The organism is Rhizobium acaciae (assembly GCF_025941625.1).
GTDB classification, from domain to species: Bacteria; Pseudomonadota; Alphaproteobacteria; order Rhizobiales; family Rhizobiaceae; genus Rhizobium; species Rhizobium acaciae.
This window is the reverse complement of the sequence record NZ_JAPCZO010000031.1, coordinates 51,293-72,220: the sequence shown is the minus strand read 5'-3', so window position 1 is coordinate 72,220 and position 20,928 is coordinate 51,293. Positions and strand designations below refer to the sequence as shown.

Annotated in this window: 15 protein-coding genes and 1 pseudogene; 9 read left to right on the top strand and 7 right to left on the bottom strand. The window is 59.9% G+C overall.

Features of this window, described 5'->3' with window-relative positions; all coding sequences use genetic code 11:
• From OLZ32_RS34135 to OLZ32_RS34125, 3 genes are all read right to left on the bottom strand, one after another.
• Entirely contained in the window at positions 1-2,298 is a 2,298-nt protein-coding gene (locus tag OLZ32_RS34135; RefSeq protein WP_264424745.1) for a type I secretion system permease/ATPase, read from the bottom strand.
• Between the two features lie 25 nt (positions 2,299-2,323).
• On the bottom strand, positions 2,324-4,360 hold the full coding sequence (locus OLZ32_RS34130; protein WP_264398743.1) for a hypothetical protein: 2,037 nt from the start codon (positions 4,358-4,360) through the stop codon (positions 2,324-2,326).
• A 142-nt stretch (positions 4,361-4,502) separates the two neighbouring features.
• Positions 4,503-5,459 (bottom strand): fibrinogen-binding protein, encoded by a 957-nt coding sequence (locus tag OLZ32_RS34125; RefSeq protein ID WP_264424743.1) that lies wholly within the window; start codon positions 5,457-5,459, stop codon positions 4,503-4,505.
• 844 nt (positions 5,460-6,303) lie between these two features.
• On the opposite strand from OLZ32_RS34125, the gene OLZ32_RS34120 reads away from it, so the two are divergent.
• A complete protein-coding gene (locus OLZ32_RS34120) occupies positions 6,304-7,086 on the top strand; it encodes a helix-turn-helix transcriptional regulator (RefSeq protein ID WP_003544222.1) in 783 nt (260 codons plus the stop codon).
• 15 nt (positions 7,087-7,101) lie between these two features.
• Here OLZ32_RS34120 and OLZ32_RS34115 read toward each other — a convergent pair whose 3' ends face one another.
• Positions 7,102-7,422: a hypothetical protein gene (locus OLZ32_RS34115; RefSeq protein ID WP_264424742.1), complete on the bottom strand. Its 321-nt coding sequence runs from the start codon at positions 7,420-7,422 to the stop codon at positions 7,102-7,104.
• A gap of 386 nt (positions 7,423-7,808) precedes the next feature.
• Between OLZ32_RS34115 and OLZ32_RS34110 the strand changes: the two genes are divergently transcribed.
• The 5 genes and pseudogenes from OLZ32_RS34110 to OLZ32_RS34090 all read left to right on the top strand — a co-directional run bounded on the left by OLZ32_RS34110 (position 7,809) and on the right by OLZ32_RS34090 (position 13,215).
• Positions 7,809-8,831, top strand: a complete 1,023-nt coding sequence (locus OLZ32_RS34110) for a UDP-glucuronic acid decarboxylase family protein (protein ID WP_264424740.1) — start codon at positions 7,809-7,811, stop codon at positions 8,829-8,831.
• 1 nt (position 8,832) lies between these two features.
• Positions 8,833-9,816: a UDP-glucose 4-epimerase GalE gene (gene galE, locus OLZ32_RS34105; protein ID WP_264398721.1), complete on the top strand. Its 984-nt coding sequence runs from the start codon at positions 8,833-8,835 to the stop codon at positions 9,814-9,816.
• Positions 9,813-11,684: a glycosyltransferase family 2 protein gene (locus OLZ32_RS34100; protein WP_264424738.1), complete on the top strand. Its 1,872-nt coding sequence runs from the start codon at positions 9,813-9,815 to the stop codon at positions 11,682-11,684. Before galE ends, OLZ32_RS34100 begins: the two co-directional genes overlap by 4 nt.
• Positions 11,685-11,722: 38 nt before the next feature.
• Entirely contained in the window at positions 11,723-12,244 is a 522-nt protein-coding gene (locus OLZ32_RS34095; protein ID WP_264424737.1) for a DUF995 domain-containing protein, read from the top strand.
• Positions 12,245-12,247: 3 nt separating this feature from the next.
• Positions 12,248-13,215, top strand: a pseudogene (locus OLZ32_RS34090) (glycoside hydrolase family 26 protein).
• Between the two features lie 64 nt (positions 13,216-13,279).
• Here the strand turns inward: OLZ32_RS34090 and OLZ32_RS34085 are convergent.
• On the bottom strand, positions 13,280-14,566 hold the full coding sequence (locus OLZ32_RS34085) for an ABC transporter substrate-binding protein (protein WP_017989899.1): 1,287 nt from the start codon (positions 14,564-14,566) through the stop codon (positions 13,280-13,282).
• A gap of 146 nt (positions 14,567-14,712) precedes the next feature.
• On the opposite strand from OLZ32_RS34085, the gene OLZ32_RS34080 reads away from it, so the two are divergent.
• The 3 genes from OLZ32_RS34080 (at position 14,713) to OLZ32_RS34070 (ending at position 18,723) form a co-directional block, all read left to right on the top strand.
• Positions 14,713-15,732 carry a LacI family DNA-binding transcriptional regulator gene (locus tag OLZ32_RS34080; RefSeq protein ID WP_264424733.1) on the top strand — a complete coding sequence of 340 codons (1,020 nt, stop codon included), beginning with the start codon at positions 14,713-14,715 and terminating at the stop codon, positions 15,730-15,732.
• 127 nt (positions 15,733-15,859) lie between these two features.
• Positions 15,860-17,716, top strand: coding sequence for a DUF2264 domain-containing protein (locus OLZ32_RS34075; RefSeq protein WP_264424730.1), 1,857 nt, complete (start codon positions 15,860-15,862; stop codon positions 17,714-17,716).
• The gene (locus OLZ32_RS34070; protein ID WP_017989903.1) at positions 17,713-18,723 is read left to right on the top strand and encodes a hydroxyacid dehydrogenase; all 1,011 of its coding nucleotides are present in this window, start codon (positions 17,713-17,715) and stop codon (positions 18,721-18,723) included. The genes OLZ32_RS34075 and OLZ32_RS34070 overlap by 4 nt, the downstream gene beginning before the upstream one ends.
• A 31-nt stretch (positions 18,724-18,754) precedes the next feature.
• On the opposite strand, the gene OLZ32_RS34065 is transcribed toward OLZ32_RS34070, so the two are convergent.
• Together OLZ32_RS34065 and OLZ32_RS34060 are read right to left on the bottom strand one after the other, a co-directional pair.
• Positions 18,755-20,032, bottom strand: a complete 1,278-nt coding sequence (locus tag OLZ32_RS34065; protein ID WP_264424728.1) for a Gfo/Idh/MocA family protein — start codon at positions 20,030-20,032, stop codon at positions 18,755-18,757.
• A gap of 42 nt (positions 20,033-20,074) precedes the next feature.
• Positions 20,075-20,905: a sugar phosphate isomerase/epimerase family protein gene (locus OLZ32_RS34060; RefSeq protein WP_264424726.1), complete on the bottom strand. Its 831-nt coding sequence runs from the start codon at positions 20,903-20,905 to the stop codon at positions 20,075-20,077.
• Positions 20,906-20,928: the final 23 nt, after the last annotated feature.

The window sequence follows — 20,928 nt, the reverse complement described above, 5'->3', positions numbered from 1 at the left end:
TCATCCCTCAATGCGCGGTGCTTGTTGACCGTTATTGCCGTTGTTCTTGGAAAGCGCCTGCAGCACCTCGATCCTTTCCCCGAACATGGCGACAGTGCCGTCCTTGAGCACAAGGATCTTGTCGACGCATTGGAGGAGAGCCGGGCGCTGGGTAATGGTGACGGTGGTAATGCCCTGTTTCTTGGCGTGGATCAGGGCCTTGGCAAGTGCTGCCTCGCCCTGCGTATCGAGGTTCGAATTCGGCTCGTCGAGCACCACGAATTTGGGATTGCCGAAGAAGGCGCGGGCCAGCGCAATGCGCTGCTTCTGGCCGCCCGAAAGCGGAGCGCCGTCGGCTGCAACGATAGTTTCGTAGCCCTGCGGGAAGCCTGCGATGAGTTCGTGCACATCGGCCAGCACCGCGGCGTCGTAGATCTGGTGATCGTCGACGTCGTCGCGCATGCGGCAGATATTAGCCTTGATCGTGCCGGGAAAGAGCTGCACGTCCTGCGGCAGATAGCCGATGCTTTCGCCGAACTGGCGCTGGTCCCAGTTGCGCAGATCCATCAGGTCGAGGCGCACATTTCCCGATGTCGGGACGATCGAGCCGACAAGCATCTTGCCGAGCGTCGTCTTGCCGGACCCGGAATTGCCGATGATCGCAAGCGATTCCCCCTTCCTGAGCGAGAAGGAGATGCCGTTGAGAATGACCTTCTTTTGCGGTGGCGGCACGAAGAGAATGCGTTCGACATCGAGCCGGCCTTCGGGATTGGGAAGACGCAGGCGCGGGAAGTTCAATGGGGAATTCAAAAGTAGTCCCTTGATCCGGCTATAGGCGGCTGCCGACCGGTTGAACTGGTTCCAGCCTTCGATGGCGCCTTCGATTGGTGCCAGCGCGCGCCCCGAGATGATCGAGGCCGCAATCACCATGCCGCCCGTCAGCTCGCCGGAGAGCGACAGATGTGCGCCCCAGCCGAGCAGCGTGACCTGGGTGATCATGCGGCAGGCCTTCGATATGCCGGAGAAGATGATGTTGCGGTCCTGTGCCTCGACTTGCGATTTCAGCGAACCCGCCGTTTCCCGGCCCCACATCTTCACGGCCTCGGGGATCATCGCCATTGCGTTGATGATCTGCGAATTGCGCGACATGGAATCGAGATGGAAATTCGCCCGGCTGAGATAGCCGTTGGATTCGGCGAATTGCCGGGCGGTGAATTTCTGGTTCAGATAGGCGATGACGAAAAGCACCGCGCAGCAGACCATGATGATGATGCCGAGATGCGGATGCACGAAATAGACGACGACCACGAAGAACGGCATCAGCGGCGCATCGAGAAATGCGATCAGCGTGCCTGATGTCAGAAAACCGCGCAGCAGCTGCAGATCCTGCAGCGTCTGGTAGTCCTTGCCGCTGCCATGCAGCGATGCCCTGGCTGCAGCACTGAGGATCGGCGCGCCGAGCTGCACTTCGAGCTCCACCGCGGTGCGCATCAGGATGAAGCGCCGCACCGAATCCATGAAGGCCTGCAGCAGCACGGCGCCGATCACGGCGATCGAGAGCATGACGAGCGTGTCGACGGAGCGGCTGGTCAGCACCCGGTCGGATATCTGGAATAGATAGAGCGGGATTGCCAGCAGAAGGACGTTGATGGCGATCGTGAACATCATGACGACCACCATGTTGTGCCGTACCGCCGCCATGCCGCGCGAGAGGCTGGCGGCGAAATTCACAGGCTCGCTGCGCTTGTGAAAACCGCCGCCGCTTCCCCCGCCCCCGCCCCCGCCGCCCCCGGGATCGGAATCCTTGCCGTTTCCGCCGCCGCCAGCGCGCAGCCGCCTGTCGTTCTCGCTGATCGGACCGCTTTCGCCTTCGATGGTCTTGCCGAAAGGGATCGTCGGGCTCGATTTAAGCTCGGTCTTCTCTTTCGGCAGTTCGGGGGCCACCCGTGCTTCGATCTGCGGCTGGGCCAGCGCTTCCGCCGGTTTTGCTGTCGCCGGGCCCTGCGCCATCGCGACAGGAGGTGCCGTCTCCACTTTAGCTTCCGGCACCACCATCTTTTCCGGGAGGGGCGCCTCCGTTGCACTAGCGCGTCCGATATCGGCAGCCTCGTTTGTCGCAGCTTCGGACGTCTTCTTGTGGCGATCGGGCGAAGAAGCAGCCGCACCGCTCAGCCTGCGAAGGTTCTCGACCGCCTCGTCGATCGCGGATATGCACACATCGGTCATCGTCGCTTCCGAAGGGGCAGCGGCGGGAATAGTGCCCGACCTCAGATCGAGGGCGCTGCCTGCCGCAAGGATTTGTTTCGAAATCTGGTTCATCGTGGTTCCCTCGCAATACTCAAGGTCACGCGACCATGGCTTGCATTACGTCGGCGGGGTGCGTCGACGACCATGAAAAATCATTCCCGGCATTGATGACGCCGTCAGCGCAATCGCCGCCCGCCGGATCGTCGTTGTCGAGAAAGGCGATGACTTCGTTGGCGAGCCTGTCGTCGGCCGGTTGCGGCTGTGTCGTGTCATGTTCCACCAGCCCGCCCTGAATGAGGATGGCGTCTGAATAGAGCTGGCCTGCCAGATAGGTCGTCTGGCCGAAACTGTCGTAGTCGACGATTTCGGCGATGTTGACGACCGCATTGCTGCCCGTGTCGATTGTAACCGTTGCGTCGGGATTGTTTTCAAGGATGGTCGATGCCGCCAGGGTCACATCGTCGGAATCGCCGAGGATGCTGACCTGCTTTATGATCGTCATGTCGTAGAGATTGCCGGTGATATAGAGCACGTTGAGGCCGGCATAGCCCTGGAAATTCACATCGAAGGACAGCCCTTCCGGCATGTTTGGATCGCGGTCCTCGATCGCCTTCTGCGTCGCGGCCATATAGTCCGGCATGGCTGCGAACGGGCTGTCCGTCCCGACATTGTGGATCGAGGCGAAATTCCAGATCAGGTTGTCGCCCGTCTGTATGTCGGCGCCGGGATCGACGCCGTCTTCCGCCCGCACCCAGTCATTGTCGTAGAGCAGCGAGATCTGCGTGATGCTGTTGATGTCGAGCACGTTGCCGCCGATGATCACCAGATCATATTGCAGGCCCATCTGGAAAAACGAGGAGAAATTGATCGAAGTATTGCCGCCCGTCAGAACCGTGGATTCGGACCCTGAGGTGGTGACCGTCATCGTGTCGTTGTCGGTGACGAAGTGATACTGCTCGATCCACTGGACGAAGGAGACGTCGCCGTCGATGACGCTGACGCGCCAGCTGTTGGGGAACGTCGGCTCGGCTGCATCTGTGTCGGTGTGGCTCGATGCTTCGAAGGTGCTGTGTTCGAAGAGGGCGATATTTTTGGCGATCGTTTCCGCCGCCTCGCCCGATCGGTCGGATGAATGCAGCGTTGAAGCGATCTCGTCATTGTCGCTGTAGACAAAGGCCTGGGAGATCGCGTCGACCTGGTGATAATTACCCATCACCGCCGTGACCGAGGTGATGACGCCGGTATTGATCACCGAGGCGACGTTGACGACGAGATTTGCACCGGCGGTCACCTCAAGGCTGTTGCCGCTCGGGTCGTCCTGCTCGACGGATGTATTGCTGTCATCGGGCTCTTCCGGGAGCTTGGCGAGACCGCGGTCGGGCAGGAAGTCGTCGAGAACCGGTATATCGGTCTCGGCCTTGCCATTGATGTAAACGGTGTCGTTGACCCCGGGATCGAGGCGGACGAACTCATGCGTCGCGTCGGTGCGGAGCGAAGTTGTCCCGCTGTCCTCGGTATTTTGAGCATTTTGGATATAGACTTCGAGATCCTCGGCGACTTTCAGCGCGCCATCATAGGTATCTGTCCGGTGGAGGCTTGCAAAAGGCGTGAAGATCTCGGCCTTTGTGCTGAAATCCGCGAGCTGCTCGATGACGAAGCTCGTGTCCCGCGGCGCATGGACGCCATCCGTCATATCGAGATAGTCGTCGTCGTAGAGAGCGTTGACCTGGAGGACATGACTGATCGCCGAACCAGGCCCGGCAAAGATTGTCAGTTCCGGCTCATCCGTGAGCACGATATCTGTAGGATCGCCGAAATGCGGTAACGGGATGTCCTTTCCGGCGATCGCCGCCAGCTTCTCGAGGCTCTCTTCGAAGACGCGGCCGAAATGGCGCGCCGGGCCAAATTCGATTTCGTAGCTGCCGCTTTTGTAATCGATGCCCGGATCGTAATCCTTGAGCTGGAGATCGGAAGAGAAGGCGGCGGTAAAGGCATCCTGATCCGGCAGAGCCGGTCCATCCGCGCCCGGTCCTGCGCCTTCGGCATAGTTGGTACGCAACCTCATCTCGTCGGTCGTCATCTCGAAGAGACCGATGAAGTGCGCAATGATTTCCGAAATCTTCTCGATATGCATGGTTCGGCCCTCCCATTCGAGATGACGATCGGCCTTGGTGGCGCCCGCCGGGAGCCGTGGTGTGGTCGTCAAATCGTTTTCAAGCAGTCAAACTGCACCGGCTTGAGCCGGTGCAGTTCGTCTTGGTCGCTGGAGGTCAGTGTCAGGTGCTGGTGTCCTCGCCGACGTCGGAGGCATGAGAATTGCCGCCGATGACGCTGGAGTCGACCGTATTGCTGAGCAGGTTCGCACCCTGAACGAGCTCGAGGTGGAAGCCGGAATTGGCAAGGATCGCCGAAGCATCGGCCGCGCTCGAACCAGCGGCGTCGTCGCCGGCCTTGAGATCCCAGCCTTTGCCGTCCATCTCCATGCCTTCTGCGCTGTCGGCGGTGCCGCCATTGGCATTCAGGTGGTTCTGAGCGCCTGCGTTGTCCATCTTGGTGTTCCAGGCGCTATCCTGGTCGGCCAGATGGTTCGCCTGGACCGCGCTGAAGCCGCTGTCATTGCCTGCGCCGGTCAGCGAATTGTTCAGGATGTTGTCGACGTCGAGAGTGAAGGAGAAGTCGTCCCCGAGGTTGAAGGTGAGGTCGTGTCCGGCAACGCCGAGATTGGAGTCCTTGACGTCCTCGATGACGGCGAAGTCTGTGTCCGTCTTGTTGAAGCTGTCGGAGGTGTTGTTGCTGTCGGTAACCGTCTTCGTATCCGTATCCGTCTCCGTAACGGTCTTGATATCGGTGTCGGTCACGGTCTTCGTATCGGTGTCCGTGATCGTCTTGGTGTCGGTGTCGTTGTCGCTGTACGTCTTGCTGTCATAGCTCCAGTCGTAGTCGGTCTTGGTGTCGGTATCGGTGATCGTCGTGGTCTTGGTGCTCGTATCGTCGTCGGACTTGTAGCTCCAGTCATATTCGTTGTCGCGGTTGTCGCCGTTGTTGGCGGCAACATCGATCTCAGCCTTGACGTCCACGTCGACGCTGTTGTCGGTATTGTCGCGATTGTCGCCATTGGCGACGCCGCCGACATAGCCGGTCGAATCGTCCTCGATTTCAGTGGAATTGATAGCACTGTTTGCAAAGCCGTCGGCAAGCGCCCCGACCTTTGTGATTTCGATGTCGTCAGACATTGCACTCTCTCCAGAAAAAAACCGGAGCAGCTTTTCGAAATCCCTCTCATCTCAAATGGGATTTTACTCGCGCTCGCTCCGATGCGGTTAACATCGGCAGATGTATTCGATACCAGTCATCTGCAGCTTCTTCGCGATTTGTTGATCAAACCGTTGGTATTGGGAACGTACGTACTCAGTACAAGGCCGCACATATCCGGCTCCGAATCCTGAAAAGGATAGGGAGTAGTCAGGTTTTCTTTTCGTTGAGTTGCCCTAAATGGAGGCCGTGTATCCAAAACGCATGACAATACCTGGCTTTTCCATGCCGCCACTTGGACGACGATCACAGAATGCTGGAAAAAATGCGGATCGGATAGACACCAATTCGGGCTAAGGCGGATCTGCCCTGCCCGAATAGCCCTCGGACAGCACCTGTCGTCGGAGTACTAAAGATCTGTTCGGCGGCGCCGGCGAGCAGCGATAATCCGGAGCTCCCGGCATTCGCCCCGCGGGGTTGAGGGGCACTTTTCGACGTTTCCCGTCTCATACTCGGCCCGCACCGCATAACTAAAATATGACAATTTGTACTGAAATATTACATTCAACTGATCATTTATAGTCGGAGCAAATATATCCTTGAAGTATCTATTGCGGTGAAAATACAACCAAAGCTTTGTATCGTATCGTTTTTCGCCCGCTAAAACTAATCACTTTGGGCCATTTCCTTCCTTCTCAATCCGTATTAACATAATTAAGAAATGTCTAAAAAATAAAGCGATGACATTTGGGGTCGGCATTTCTTACTATCTAATACCCACCATCGCGCCAAGTTGAGTAAAGTGTAACGCTAGGGGAGGCGTATATGTTCATGACAGGCTCAGGAATGGAGAATGCGGACCAGGGGAGGAAGTTGGGTTCGTCCGGAGATACTATACTAGTGGTGGCCAAGGCGGATCTGTTTTCCGAATGCATGGTAGAAGCACTGGCAAAGAAATTTCCGAACTGTGAAGTGGCAAGCATAACGAGTACAAAGCCGATGCTGGAAAAAGATGCCAGCGATATGAAACTCGTTTTATTCTATCATATACCCGGCCCGGAGCTTCACGAAGCGCTGCAGGCTGCCCGCGAAAACCACCCTGAAACCTCGATCGGACTTGTCGTCGAAGCGATCGACATGCTCGAGCCCTATGTCAGCCGGCTGGTAGAAGCGCGGATCATCGATGGCGTCCTGCCACTCAACCTGCGGCTGGATGTCTTCATGGCTGCAGTGGATCTGCTGATGAAGGGCGGCGAACATTTTCCGTCAGCACTTCTCAATCGCCTCACCAACAAAAACGCCCAGCTGGAGCCTTCGCTCTATCAGACAAAATCGGTCGATGCGGCCCGAAGCAATGCGCTCAAGCTGAGACGCGACAGCATCTCCGCTTTGACCACCCGTGAGGTTCAGATCCTGGATCTCATATGCAAGGGCACGCAGAACAAGATCATCGCCGACAAGCTGCATCTTTCCGAAAATACCGTGAAGGTTCACGTCCGCAACATCTACAAGAAGATGAACGTCCGAAACCGCACGGAAGCTGCATCCCGTTTCTTCAATGAGCATCCGGCCGGTGAAGACGATATGTCGGGCCGCTGGCGCAATTGATCTGACGCTTTTGCTTCAGATTGGGGGGCGTGCAAAGCAGCGCGACTTCTGTCCGAAGCCGCTTGGAGAGCAGATATAAGGCGCCGAGCCGTGATAGGCTACCGTGCGGACCGTTGCTGCAGCCGCGCGCCCGACGCGATTTGCCGGATAGGCATAGGCCTGGGAAACGCGCGGCGCCTCGACCACGACGATGTTCTTTTTCGCGACGATCGCGATATCGTCATCAACGACCGCGCAAGCCGTTGGTCCGATCGCAACAAGCGCCATTCCCCAGACGAACATCGCCAAGCGGAAACGGCGGCCTTTCAGCTGCGTTGTATCTTGTTTTTCTAACATGGCCAAAACCCCTCGCATATGGCGCTTCCGGATGCAAGACCGGCGGTGCAGTTGAGCGCGGCCAATCTCCCGCCTTCCCTTTTATATTGGCTGCATTGAGTGGAGCTTGAGCGGCGGGTGAAAGCACTGTGGCAGAGAAGGGTTAAGTGTGATTAATCATTTGTTACCTTGAAGAATACTTGTGTAATTATTTTGGATACTTGGAATTTTTAAAGTTGACCTTCACGCTAATCGTCTTATCATTTGAGTAGTAGTTCAGTTATCCAAAGAATAACTACAAAGTTATTCACGGCTTTATAGGGAGACTCACGAACATTCGAGCAGATAAGGAAGACTTGAGGTGCATAAATAAATCAAAAGACTAAATACATGGGAAGGAGTTTGTAATGCGTAGTTTCGTTCCCAACGAAGGCTATTCTGAAGCGTCAGGCATACCGGTAGCGCAAACGTTGCGCACCGTTCTTGTGAATGGCGGGGGAGGCTTCCTCGGTTCACATCTCTGCGAAAGGCTTTTGCAGCGCGGCCACCGTGTCATATGCCTCGATAATTTTTCCACCGGCCGCCGTGCGAATGTCGATCATCTTGCGTCGAACACGCGCTTCCACATCGTCGAGCATGATGTTCGCCAGCCCTTCGACATCGAAGCGTCGCTTATCTTCAATTTCGCCTCTCCGGCCTCCCCGCCCGACTATCAGCGGGATCCCGTGGGGACGCTGCTCACCAACGTGCTCGGCGCCGTCAATACCCTGGATTGCGCACGAAAGACCGGCGCGGTCGTCGTCCAGTCGTCGACGTCTGAGGTTTATGGCGACCCGATCCACAGCCCGCAGCACGAATCCTATTGCGGCAATGTCAACCAGATCGGACCGCGCGGCTGCTACGACGAGGGCAAGCGCAGCGCCGAAACCCTGTTTTTCGACTATCACAGGACTTATGGCGTCGACATCAAGGTCGGCCGCATCTTCAACACCTATGGACCGCGCATGCGCCTGGACGACGGGCGGGTGGTTTCCAATTTCATCGTGCAGGCCCTGCGCAACGCGGATCTGACGATCTATGGCGATGGCCAGCAGACCCGTTCCTTCTGCTATGTCGACGATCTCATCGAGGGTTTCCTGCGTTTTTCGGCCGCCGGCAGCGCCTGCAACGGCCCGATCAACCTCGGCAATCCAACCGAAATGACCGTTCGACGCCTGGCGGAAATCATCCGGGACCTGACGAACTCGCGTTCCCGGATCGTGCACCTGCCGGCGGTCACCGACGACCCCCGTCAGCGGCGGCCGGATATTTCCCGGGCCATGGCCGAACTGAACTGGCAGCCCCGCATCGGGCTCGAAACCGGCCTGGCTCGCACCGTCGAGTATTTCGACGGGCTGCTCGCCGGCACAGAGAAGGCGGAGGTCGCATGAGATGCCCCGCTACATCCTCGTCACCGGCGGCGCCGGTTTCATAGGCAGTCATATCTGCAAAGCGCTGTCGCGCGCCGGCATGATCCCGGTTACCTACGATAATCTCTCGACGGGACACGCCGACAGCGTCCGCTGGGGGCCGCTCATCCGGGCGGAACTTGCCGACGCAGCCGCGCTGCGCCGGACCCTTGCGGAGTTTTCGCCCGATTGCGTCATCCATTGCGGTGCCAATGCCTATGTCGGCGAATCCGTCGAGATGCCGAGAAAATATTACCGGAACAACGTCGTCGGCAGTCTGACACTGCTGGAGGCCTGCCTCGACCAGGATATCGACCGGATCGTCTTTTCGAGCAGTTGCGCCACCTATGGCGTCCCCGCCTCGCTGCCGATACGGGAGGAAAGCCCGCAGCATCCGGTCAATCCGTATGGACGCACTAAGCTGATCTTCGAAATGGCGCTCGAGGATTTTGCCGCTGCCTACGGCATCCGCTTTGCCGCACTGCGTTATTTCAATGCGGCTGGAGCCGATCCAGATGGCGAGCTCGCCGAGCGCCATCAACCCGAGACCCATCTCATCCCGCGCGCTCTTCTCGCCGCCGCCGGCAGGCTGGAGCGGCTCGATATTTTCGGCACCGATTATGCGACCGAGGACGGAACCTGTGTTCGCGATTATATTCATGTCAGCGATCTCGCGCAGGCGCATCTCGCCGCCGTCAATCATCTGATGTCGGACGGCGGCTCGCTCAGCGTCAATCTCGGCTCCGGCCGGGGCACCTCGGTGCGCGAGATTCTCGAGGCGATCCATCGCGCCAGCGGTCGCGAAGTCCCTGTGCGTTATCGCTCCCGCCGCGCCGGCGATCCGCCGATCCTCTTTGCCAATACCGCAAGGGCGAAAGCGGAACTCGGCTTCGCGCCGGTTTTCTCGGATATCGATACGATCATCCGCACCGCCGGTCCCACCTTCGGACTGGAGATGACGGCATGAGCGACGCTTCGCAAATCGGCCACGGCGTCGGGATTGCGAAAGCCGCTACCGCGGCTGATGCATTCGATCCTGTTTTCACCGGCTGGAACCGTGTCGCCTATGGCTTCGGCATTCTCTGCTGGCTGGCAGCACTCGGCTATTTCTGGATCTGGTGGTGCCAGTCCGCCCATATCATTTCCTGGGCCGCCTTCGTGCTCATCACCCTCGTGCTTGCCTGGATCACGCTGGTGCCGGCCTATTTCATTCTGATCTTCCTCGATGCGAAGACGGTCAGCCCTCGCCCAGGACTGCCGGAAGGGCGGGTGGCTATGGTCGTCACCAAGGTGCCGTCCGAGCCCTTTGCCGTCGTCCGCACCACGCTGCAGGCGATGCTCGACCAGATCGGCGTCGATTTCGATGTCTGGCTCGCCGACGAGGACCCTTCGGAGGAAACCAGGCGCTGGTGTGCGGCGCACGGCGTGCTGATCTCCACCCGAAAAGGTGTGGCGGAGTATCATCGCACCACTTGGCCGCGCCGGACGCGTTGCAAGGAAGGCAACCTCGCCTATTTCTACGACCATTTCGGCTATGCGCGCTACGATTTCGTCGCCCAGTTCGATGCCGACCATGTGCCGACTCCGAGCTACCTGCGTGAAGTTCTGCGGCCCTTTGCCGATCCCGAGATCGGCTATGTCTCCGCTCCGAGCATTTGCGATGCCAATGCCGGGACAAGCTGGGCGGCGCGTGGCAGGCTCTATGCGGAGGCAAGCCTGCACGGTTCGCTGCAGACGGGTTACAATAATGGCTGGGCGCCACTTTGCATCGGCTCCCATTATGCGGTTCGCACCGCCGCCCTTCGTCAGATCGGCGGCCTCGGCCCGGAACTTGCGGAAGACCATTCGACGACGCTGATGATGAATGCCGGCGGCTGGGGTGGCGTGCATGCCGTCGATGCGATCGCGCATGGCGACGGACCGGCGAATTTCACCGACCTCGTCGTCCAGGAATTCCAGTGGTCGCGCAGCCTGGTCACCATCCTGTTGCAACATTCCCGCCGCCACATCATGCACCTGCCCTGGCGGCTGAGGTTCCAGTTCGTGTTCTCGCAGCTCTGGTACCCGCTCTTTTCCGCCTTCATGGCCATGATGCTCCTGCTGCCGGTTGCCGCGCTGCTGACGGGCCGTGTCTTCGTCAATGTCACATATCCGGATTTCCTGCTGCATTTCGTGCCGATGTCGATCGTGCTGACGCTGTTTGCCTTCTTCTGGCGGGCAACGGCAACCTTCAGGCCGCACAATGCGAAATTGCTCGGCTGGGAAGGGCTTGCCTTCATCTTTCTGCGCTGGCCGTGGTCGCTGGCCGGCAGTCTTGCCGCTGTTCGCGACTATATCTGCGGCTCCTTCGTCGATTTCCGCATCACGCCGAAGGGAAGGCAGCAGCAGCGGTCTTTGCCGCTGCGCGTCATCGCGCCCTATATCGGGCTCGCCGGCCTTTCCGCCGCGGCAATGATGTTTGCGACCGACGCCGCGGCCGCCCAGGGTTTTTATGTTTTCGCCATGATGAACCTCTCGGTCTACCTGTCGCTGACGGTGCTGATCGTCGTTCGCCATGCGGTCGAAAACGATCTGCCGCTGCTGCCGCAATCGCGCGGGCTGTGGCTTGCGACAGCCACCGGGCTTGCGATCTTCGTCGCCGGCGGCACGCAGGCGGGGAGCCACGGCCTGCGCGGCCTCGAAGCTCTTTCGCACGGCCAGACGTTTGTCAGTTTCACCGAAACGCAATTTGCCGTGGCCGGCGCCGGCCTCGGCGGCGGCAAGACCAGGATCGTGAAATTCCACCTGAGATGGAATGGTTTCGGCAGAACCGGCCGAGATGAACAGGGTGCGTGAGCCGACGGAACCGGCAAGTGTCGAGTATGGAGGATGTAATGAGTATCGGATCGAGACTATGGGGAGCAGCGCTTGCTCTCAGCCTGTGCCTGCCGGTGGCAACGCACGGCGCCGAGGTTGCCAAAACGAAGGCGCCGACGCCTCTCAGCGCCTATGAACTCTATCGGATCTACGGCGACAAGACCTGGACCTGGAACACCGGCGGCGGCCGTTTCTTCGATGGCGGCCGGCGGTTCGTCGCCTGGAGCAACGACAAGGGGCAGCCGTCCTTCGCCGAAGGCAGATGGGTGGTCGACGATCTCGGCCAGCTCTGCATGCGCGCCACCTGGACGAATGCCGAGGGCGCGGCCCGCGCCAGCACCTGTTTCGGACATCGCAAGATCGGCAACACGATCTACCAGCGGCGCCAGCCGAACGGCGAATGGTACGTCTTCCGCCACGCATCGGTGCGTCAGGGTGATGAATTTCAGAAGCTTGTTCCCACGGATACCGTGAGCGCGAAGGCAAGCGAACTGAAGCAGATCCTACTGAGCCAGGAAATAACCCGAAAAGGAGGGTGAGCCATGAAGAAGCTGATGAAAAAAACCTCTCGACCGCCGCAATAGCGCTGCTGCTACTGTGTGTCGCGGATCTGCCGGGCCGAAGCGAAGTGCAATATGCCGGCATTGCCCCGAACCCGGCGGCGGCCGTGCGGACGATCATCGACAAGCGCCCCGTGCTTCATGCCGAGGGCATCAAGTTCGGTGCCTACGATCCGCACGGCGATTTCGGCGCCCAGGCGAATGTCGCGACCGAAGCCCTGTTCCTGCCCTGGGAGGACGTCGACCTCGAGACGTTGCGCGTCGCCGATGCCTATGCGCAGGCCAGAGGCCGCAACCTGCTGATCACCGTGGAGCCATGGTCCTGGGACGTCGATTGGCGGCTGACCTCCGCGGAGCTTCGCGCAAAGGTTCTGCGCGGTGATTATGATGTCAACATGCGTTCGATCGCGCAGATGATATCCCAGCTGAAAAGCCCGGTGATCGTCCGCTGGGGACAAGAGATGGAAGATAAGTCGGGGCGGTTTTCATGGTCCGGCTGGAGCCCGCAGGACTATATCACGGCCTACAAGCGGATGATGGACATCGTCCGCCAGGAGGCGCCTGGCACCGAGCTCATGTGGTCGCCGAAGGGAGAGCCTGGCCTCCAGGCCTATTATCCCGGCGACGATTATGTCGACCTCGTTGGGCTCTCGGTCTTCGGTCTGCAGCGCTACGACGAGCTTGCTTACAATGAGCACCGGACCTTCTCGGAAGCACTGAAGCAGGGATATGATCTCGTCGCCGGCTACGGCAAGCCCATCTGGGTGGCGGAACTCGGCTATGAAGGCGGCGACACCTATATGAAGTCGTGGATCGAAACGGCCACCTTGAAGCAGAGCGCCTTTCCGAATCTGCAGGAAGTCGTTTATTTCAACGATCGGGATGTGCACGCTTGGCCCTTCGATCTCGGCCGGCCGGACTGGCGCGTGGTCAAAAGTCTGGCCAACTGATAGCCAGAAAAGAGAAAGGCCCGCCGGGGTGTTGCGGGCCTCTCCTCTCACGTCCGGCGACCGATCATCCCTTGATCGTTGCCTTACCCTCTTCGATGAGCCGTGTTGCCGCATCGGCGGGCGAGACCCGTTCGAAGGCGAGTTCGTCGCAAATCGGGCGCAGCACGCGCTGGTCGAACTGGGTTGCGCCCATCGGCACTGGTGGCGGATAGTCGCCGACCTGATCCTTGAGCAGGTTCACGTATTTGACGGTCTCCTGCTCCGTCGGGTTAAGCTGCGGCAGGATGGCTTCGCGCACGGTCGGCGACATCGGCACGCCGCGCTCGACGCCGAGAATCTTGCCGGCTTCGATATCGTTGACGAAGAAGTCGATGAATTTCGCGGCCGCTTCGCCGTTCTTCGTCGTGGCGCCGACACTCCAGATCAGTGCGGGACGGTAATAGTGGCCCGACGGGCCGCCCTTTTTCTCTCGCGGCAGCATGGTGATGCCGAGCTTGTTCTTGATGATCAGCTGATAGCCGATCATCTGGTTTGAATAGGCCATGCCGATCACCGACTTGCCGAGACCAAGCGCATTGGTGTCGATGGTGTTCTGATCGAGCGTCTGCACGTCGGCGGCAACAGTGCCACCCGCCTTGCGCAGCTTCTCCCAGTAGTCGAACCATTCCCTGGCATCGTCGGCCGTGAAGCCCAGCCCAACGCTTTCCCTCGCAAAGAGGCTCTTGCCGCGCTGGCGCAGCCAGGCATCGAACACATAGGCGTAGCGTGCCGCATAGGGGCCGCCGCTCTTGCCGGAGGACTTGGCGAGTTCTACGGCGAGCTTGGCATACTCATCCCAGGTGAGGTCGGGGGTCGGCACCGGGATGCCTGCCTTTTCGAACTCGACTGTGTCGAAGAACATCGAGAAGGAGTTGAGGCCGAGGCCAACACCATAGAGCTTACCGTCGATGGTGGTCAGTTTCAGCATGTCGGCGCCGAAGCTGTCGACCTGCAGCGTCGAGGGGACGAATTCATCGAGCGGCATGCAGGCGCCGCGCTTGGAATAGTCCGAGATGGTTCCTGGCTCGAGCTGGAAGATGTCGGCGATCGAGCGGCCGGCCATCTGCGTTGCGAGCTTTGTCCAGTAGCCGTCGCCCGAAAGCGATTCACCGACGATCGTGACGCCGGGCGTCTTGGACTGATAGAGCTTGGCGACGTCAAGTGTGCGCTTGGCGCGATCGTTGGAACCCCACCACATGGCACGTAGCTGTGCGTCTTCGGCAAAGGCCGGAATGGCGCTTCCGGCACCGAAGGCGAGGCCGGCGGCCGCACCGGCTGAACCCATCAGGAATGAACGGCGATTGACCTGCATGATATCCTCCTTGTCCCCATATGCCCGCTGCCATCCTCCAATGGCGTTGGCAGGGCATTTCAGCAAATAGACTACGCAAAAAAATATTCTTTGCAAGAAGTAATCATTTTCTTGCAAATTTGCATTATTTGCATGATGCTTGCCCTATGAACGACCAAAAAATCAGACGGCCGCGTCAGGCCGATATAGCCACATTGGCCGGCGTCTCGGTCTCCACGGTATCACGCGTGCTCGCCAACGAACCCGGTATCAGCGAAAGCGTGCGCCGCCAGATATTGAAAGTGGCAGCCGAGAACGGCTATCCCGTCAAGCCTGCTTCCGAAGCCGTTGCGGGCGGGCTGGCGCTGATTGCCAGCGACGGCGTCACCGGCACCCTCAGCGTCTTTTATGAAGCGATCGTCGACGGCCTGCGCGCCGGCGCTGCCGAAGCGGGCATGCCCTTCGAAGTCCGGCTGGTCCGCGAGGATCGAACCACCCCGGATGCAGTGCGCGATTATATGCAGACCGCAGGCGCTGAAGGTCTCTTTCTCGTCGGTATCGATCCGAACGAGATGTTGCGCGACTGGCTGCAAGCCAGCATGACCCCCACCGTTCTTGTCAACGGCACCGATCCGAGGATGCAGTTCGATGGCGTTTCTCCGGCTAATTTCTTTGGCGCCTATGAGGCGACCAGCCGGCTGATAAAGGCCGGCCATCGTCGTATCCTGCATCTGAGCGGCTCTCACCGCCATACGATCCGGGAGCGCGTGCGCGGTTTCGAGGCGGCCATCGCCGCCGTCGCCGGCGCCGAGGGCCGTCTCGTATCCCTGGCTCTTCAAGGCAGCGCCAGCCGGGAGGCGCATGAACGTACGACAGAAGTACTTGCCGAGAATGCCGGTTTTACCGCCGCCTTCTGCATGAATGATTTCATTGCCGTCGGCGTGCTCGAGGCCGTCACCGAGGCCGGACTGCGTGTGCCGGAGGATTTCGCGATTGTCGGCTTCGACGATCTGCCCTGCGCGCTGATGACCAATCCTGCGCTGTCCACCATGCGTGTCGACCGCGCCGCCCTCGGGCGCGAAGCCGTTTCGTTGATGCTGTCGCGTTTCCGCAACAGGACGGCATCCGCGCGCCACATCTGCCAGGCGGTCGTTCCCATTCCCGGAGGGACCGTTCCGAACGCCTAGAACAGGATGATTTAGGCCAGGGCCTAAAATCTGAATCCTGTTCTAAATTAAAAAGTTAGAGCATGATGTCGTCCGAAAACCGCTGACACTTTTCGGCATCATGCTCTCGAACCCGTGAGTGATACCGATGACCTATGATCCCGCCAGCGCCAACCCGCTCGCAGGCAATCCGCTGGAAACCCGCGCCGATATGAGCCGCGCCCTGCTTGCGCTCTTCGATCCGCTGCTTGCCTGTTTCTCGAAGGGCAATGCCCGCGTCACCCTCAATGGCGGCGGCGCCCATTTCGACCGGGCAGCGGCCGATCTCGAAGGGTTCGCCCGCCCGCTCTGGGGATTGGCGCCGCTTGGCGCCGGCAATGGCGGCTTCGCCCATTGGCATCGTTTTGCCGAGGGCCTCGCAAACGGCACCGATCCCGCCCATCCGGAATATTGGGGAACGGTCAATGGCCGCGATCAGCGGATGGTCGAGCTTGCCGCTCTCGGTTTTGCCCTGGCGCTGGTGCCCGAAAAGATCTGGGAGCCGCTCGATGCGCGTGCCCGCGGCAATGTCGTCGCCTATCTCAAGCATGCCCGGCAGTTCGACTATGCCGACAACAATTGGAAATTCTTCCGGATCTTCGTCGATATCGCGCTCGATCGTCTCGGCGCCGATTTCGACCGCAGCCTGACGCGGCAATATCTTGAGGAGCTCGAAGGCTTTTATATCGGCGACGGCTGGTATCGTGACGGAAACGTCCGCCGCATCGACCACTACATTCCCTTCGCCATGCATTTCTATGGCCTGATCTATTCGAAGCTCGTCGACGACGACTATGCAAAGCGCTACCGCGAGCGCGCGGTCCTCTTCGCCCGGGATTTCCGGCACTGGTTTGCCGCTGACGGGGCGACGATCCCCTTCGGCCGCAGCCTGACCTATCGCTTTGCCTGTGCCGGCTTCTGGTCGGCGCTCGCCTTTGCCGATGTCGAGGCTCTGCCCTGGGGCGAGGTCAAGCATCTCTGCCTGCAGCATCTGCGCTGGTGGAAGGATAAGCCGATTGCCGATCGCGACGGCGTGCTGTCGATCGGTTTCGGCTATCCGAACCTGCTGATGTCGGAGAGTTACAATTCCGCCGGCTCGCCCTACTGGGCCTTCAAGGCCTTCCTGCCGCTGGCGATCGCTGAGGATCACCCATTCTGGACGGCGAAGGAAAAAGTGCCGGAGCAAGCACCTGAGATCGTCTCCCAGCGTCATCCCGGCATGGTGATCATGCGGGCGGGCGGCGATGTCGTGGCGCTGTCTTCCGGCCAGGAAAACCTGCAGATGCGGTGCGGCACGGAAAAATACGCGAAGTTCGCCTATTCCGCCCGCTACGGCTTCAGCGTCGAGGCCGATGAGCGTGCCTTTGCGCTTGCCGCCTTCGATTCAGCGCTTGCCTTCAGCGATGACGGCCTGCACTACCGCGTGCGCGAAACGAACGAGGAAGCCAAGATCGCAGGCGAGGTGCTGTTTGCGAAATGGTCGCCTTTTGCCGATGTCGACGTCGAAACCTGGCTCGTGCCCGCCGCACCCTGGCATATCCGCCTCCATAGGATCAGGACAAGCCGGCCGCTGCGGATTGCCGAAGGCGGCTTTGCCATCGGCCGCCGGGACTTCGAGCTGGATACGCTGTCCGCTTCGGGTGGGATTGCCTATGCGGTCGGCGAAGCCGATTTCACCGGCATTCTCGATCTCGGCTCTTCGGTCAAACGTTCGGGCCTCGTCCAGAAGGCAATGCCCAACACCAATGTGATCGTCGCGAAAACCCTGGTGCCGCAGCTGCGCGGGCAGATTCCGGCCGGTGAAACCATCCTGGTGACGGCAGTGCTGGCGCTTGACGAGCCCGCCGCCCTCTCGTCTGCCTGGACGAGACCGCCGAAAGCGCCTGAGATTGCAGCACTGGAGGCCCTGGTGAGGGAAAGGGGCGTGACAGTCAGCGCCATCGAAGCGCCCGGACAGATGCCATGAGCCAGCCGGCCATTATCCTTGCCATGCAACCGTCGCGCACGCAGCATGTCCTGCCGGATGAGGTTCTGCGCCGGCTGGGCGGCATCGGTCGCCTGCTGGATTCAAAGCCGCTGCAGCGCTTCGACGACGAGCGTGCGAAACGTCTGCTGGCCGAGGCTGAAATCCTGATCACCGGCTGGGGCGGGCCCTATGTCGGGCCTGAAATTCCCGCCGCGGCGCCGCATCTCAAGTTCATCGTCCATGCGGCGGGCACGGTAAAGGGCGTCATCGACGACGCCATCTTCGAAGCCGGTATCCCGGTCAGCCATGCAGCCGAGGCCAACGCCGTGCCGGTGGCCGAATTCACGCTGGCGGCGATCATTTTCGCCGGCAAGCGCGTCTTCCGTTTCCGCGATCTCTACGTTGCCGACCGAAACCGCAACCGGACACATTTGATGCAGCGTGAAGCGATCGGAAACTACCGTCGCACCGTTGGCATCGTCGGCGCTTCGCGCATCGGCCGGCGCGTGATCGAGCACTTGAGACCCTTTGACTATAGACTGCTGCTCTCCGATCCGACGCTCGATGCCGCCGAGGCAGCCGGCCTGGGAACAGAAAAGATCGATCTCGACGAATTGATGCGGCAATCGGATATCGTTTCCCTGCATGCGCCGTCGCTGCCGTCGACACAGCATATGATCGATGCGCAAAGGCTGTCGCTGATGAAGGACGGCGCGACGCTCATCAACACGGCGCGCGGCATTCTCATCGATGAGGCCGCCCTGCTTTCGGTGCTGAAGACCGGTCGCATCGACGCGGTCCTCGATGTCACCGATCCGGAAATCCCGGAGGCAGGTTCTGCTTTCTACGATCTGCCGAACGTCTTTCTGACGCCGCATATTGCCGGCGCCATCGGGCTGGAACGGGCGCGCCTCGGCGAGATGGCGGTGGATGAGATAGAGCGCTTCGTGAACGGCAAGCCGCTGCTTTACCAGATCCACCAGGCAAATCTCGAAAACATCGCTTAGAGCCGCGTCACGCGCCTCTAAGCGATGGGTATCAGCGCGACGTCCTCAGCGAATTTGGCGAACCATCATTGGCAAGTTCGGGCATGAGATCGGCAATGTTGACTACCTTGCCGGTGCGTGAGCTCTCCAGCGCGGCAATACCGCAAAGCACCGACATGGCGCCCGCCCGCGTGCCGGCGCGTTGCGCAAGCTTGTCTTCCATTTCGGGCTTGAAGATCATGTTGCGCATCCGGTCGTCGCCGCCGTAATGGCCGCCGGTGAAATGCGGAACGACGATGCGCTCCACCGCCTCCTTACCATCAGGGAAATTGCGGATGAGGAGGATCATGTCTTCCTTCGGCTCTTCCCAGGGCTGGGCTTCATACTGGCGAAGCTCGATCCGCCCTTTGGTGCCGTTGAAGGCAAGGTGATGGCCTTCGATCGGCTGGAAGGTGTTCAGCGAATAGGAGACGTGGACATTGTTGCGGTAACGGAGGGACACCACCATCGTATCGGGAATGTCGATGTCCTCGCGGAAGACGCAGCCGTCTCGGAAGTAGCCGTCGAGCTTCGAGGGATCCTCGTAAAGCGAATCGAGGAAGGGATCGGCCTCGAGATCGAGATAGTAGTCGCATTCATGCGCGTGCGGACAGAGCTTGCAGCGTGGGCCGCGGAACGGGCCCTTGCGGCCGTAATTCTGCAGGTCGGCGAAGGAGGTGACGGCCTCGGGATCGCTGTCGAGGTACCAGTTCAGCAGATCGAAATGATGCGTCGCCTTGTGGACGAACAGGCTGCCGGAATTTTCCGTATAGGCATGCCAGCGGCGGAAGTAGTCGGCGCCGTGCTTGGTGTTCAGATACCAATGAAAATCGACTGAGGTGACCCGGCCGATCTCGCCGGCATTCAGCAATTCCTTGATCTTCGCAGCCGTCGGCGCGTAGCGATAGTTGAAGGACACATCGACCCGGCGACCGGTGCGCTTTTCGGCATCCAGAATCCGGCGAATCTTTTCGACCGAGGTCGTCATTGGCTTTTCGGTAATGACGTCGATGCCGGACTCCAGCGCCCGCACGACGATATCGTCATGCGTATGATCTGGCGTACAGACGATGACGAGATCCGGCTTCTGCTCAGCAAGCATCGAATCGATGTTTTCGTAGAGCGGCGCATTGCTGCCGATCATGTTGCGGGCGCGCTCGCCGCGCAGCGAATTCTTCTCGACGATCGCGGTCAGGTCGACATGTTCGCGCCAGCCGGCAAGCAGATCCTTGCCCCACATGGTGGTGCCGCGGTTTCCCGTGCCGATCAGGGCAAAACGACGTTTCTCCATCGGATGATCCTCCTGCATGCGTGATGAAACTTTTAATGAAAATCAGGCCTGGCAGCAGCTCCTGAAGCGCTCGACGCAGGTGGCGATCACTTCGTCGGCCGGGCGTTTCCACCAGTTTTCGGCCGAAAAGATCTCCACCTCCTGAGCGCCGAAGAAACCGGCGGCCTCCACCATCCGTCTTATGCCTTTGAGGTCGATCACACCATCGCCCATCATGCCGCGGTCGAGCAGCATGTCCTTTGTCGGCACCAGCCAGTCGCAGATGTGATGGGCAAAGATGCGTTTCATGCGCCCGGCGCGGGCGATCTGGTTGGCAAGATCGGGGTCCCACCAGACATGATAGACATCGACCGCAACGCCGACCTCCTCGCCGAGCTGCTCGCACATATCGAGCGCCTGACCGAGCGTGTTCACGCAGGCACGGTCGGCGGCATACATCGGATGCAGCGGTTCGATGGCGAGCTTCACGCCGGCAGCCTGCGCATGCGGCAAAACGGCAGCAATGCCGTCGAACACCATTCGGCGCGCGGCGACGATGTCCTTCGAACTGTCAGGCAGACCGCCCACGACGAGCACGAGGCAATCGGCGGAAAATGCTGCCGCCTCATCGATGGCCCGCCTGTTGTCGTCGAGGTTTTTCTGCCAGTCGGCATCGTTCGCCGCCGGGAAGAAGCCGCCGCGGCAAAGGCCGGTCAGCTTGATGCCGTTCGATTTGACGATACGCACCGCCTCGTCGAGACCGACCTTGGCGACCTGGTCGCGCCAGGGGGCGATCGCGGTGACGCCGTGTTTCAGGCAGATATCGACGGCCTCGGCGAAGCCGCATTGCTCGCGGATCGTCGCCAGGTTGATCGAAAGTCCTTCGACCTGCATGTCATTCTCCTCCCGTTCCGCGT

What these genes read in the sequence shown, in the direction of transcription:
- OLZ32_RS34130 (WP_264398743.1), bottom strand. Translation starts at nt 4,360, where the DNA reads ATGCATATCGAGAAGATTTCGGAAATCATTGCGCACTTCATCGGTCTC.
- OLZ32_RS34070 (WP_017989903.1), top strand. Translation starts at nt 17,713, where the DNA reads ATGAGCCAGCCGGCCATTATCCTTGCCATGCAACCGTCGCGCACGCAG.
- OLZ32_RS34060 (WP_264424726.1), bottom strand. Translation starts at nt 20,905, where the DNA reads ATGCAGGTCGAAGGACTTTCGATCAACCTGGCGACGATCCGCGAGCAA.
- OLZ32_RS34065 (WP_264424728.1), bottom strand. Translation starts at nt 20,032, where the DNA reads ATGGAGAAACGTCGTTTTGCCCTGATCGGCACGGGAAACCGCGGCACC.
- OLZ32_RS34095 (WP_264424737.1), top strand. Translation starts at nt 11,723, where the DNA reads ATGAGTATCGGATCGAGACTATGGGGAGCAGCGCTTGCTCTCAGCCTG.
- OLZ32_RS34135 (WP_264424745.1), bottom strand. Translation starts at nt 2,298, where the DNA reads ATGAACCAGATTTCGAAACAAATCCTTGCGGCAGGCAGCGCCCTCGAT.
- OLZ32_RS34080 (WP_264424733.1), top strand. Translation starts at nt 14,713, where the DNA reads ATGAACGACCAAAAAATCAGACGGCCGCGTCAGGCCGATATAGCCACA.
- OLZ32_RS34120 (WP_003544222.1), top strand. Translation starts at nt 6,304, where the DNA reads ATGTTCATGACAGGCTCAGGAATGGAGAATGCGGACCAGGGGAGGAAG.
- OLZ32_RS34085 (WP_017989899.1), bottom strand. Translation starts at nt 14,566, where the DNA reads ATGCAGGTCAATCGCCGTTCATTCCTGATGGGTTCAGCCGGTGCGGCC.
- galE (WP_264398721.1), top strand. Translation starts at nt 8,833, where the DNA reads ATGCCCCGCTACATCCTCGTCACCGGCGGCGCCGGTTTCATAGGCAGT.
- OLZ32_RS34115 (WP_264424742.1), bottom strand. Translation starts at nt 7,422, where the DNA reads ATGTTAGAAAAACAAGATACAACGCAGCTGAAAGGCCGCCGTTTCCGC.
- OLZ32_RS34075 (WP_264424730.1), top strand. Translation starts at nt 15,860, where the DNA reads ATGACCTATGATCCCGCCAGCGCCAACCCGCTCGCAGGCAATCCGCTG.
- OLZ32_RS34100 (WP_264424738.1), top strand. Translation starts at nt 9,813, where the DNA reads ATGAGCGACGCTTCGCAAATCGGCCACGGCGTCGGGATTGCGAAAGCC.
- OLZ32_RS34110 (WP_264424740.1), top strand. Translation starts at nt 7,809, where the DNA reads ATGCGTAGTTTCGTTCCCAACGAAGGCTATTCTGAAGCGTCAGGCATA.
- OLZ32_RS34125 (WP_264424743.1), bottom strand. Translation starts at nt 5,459, where the DNA reads ATGTCTGACGACATCGAAATCACAAAGGTCGGGGCGCTTGCCGACGGC.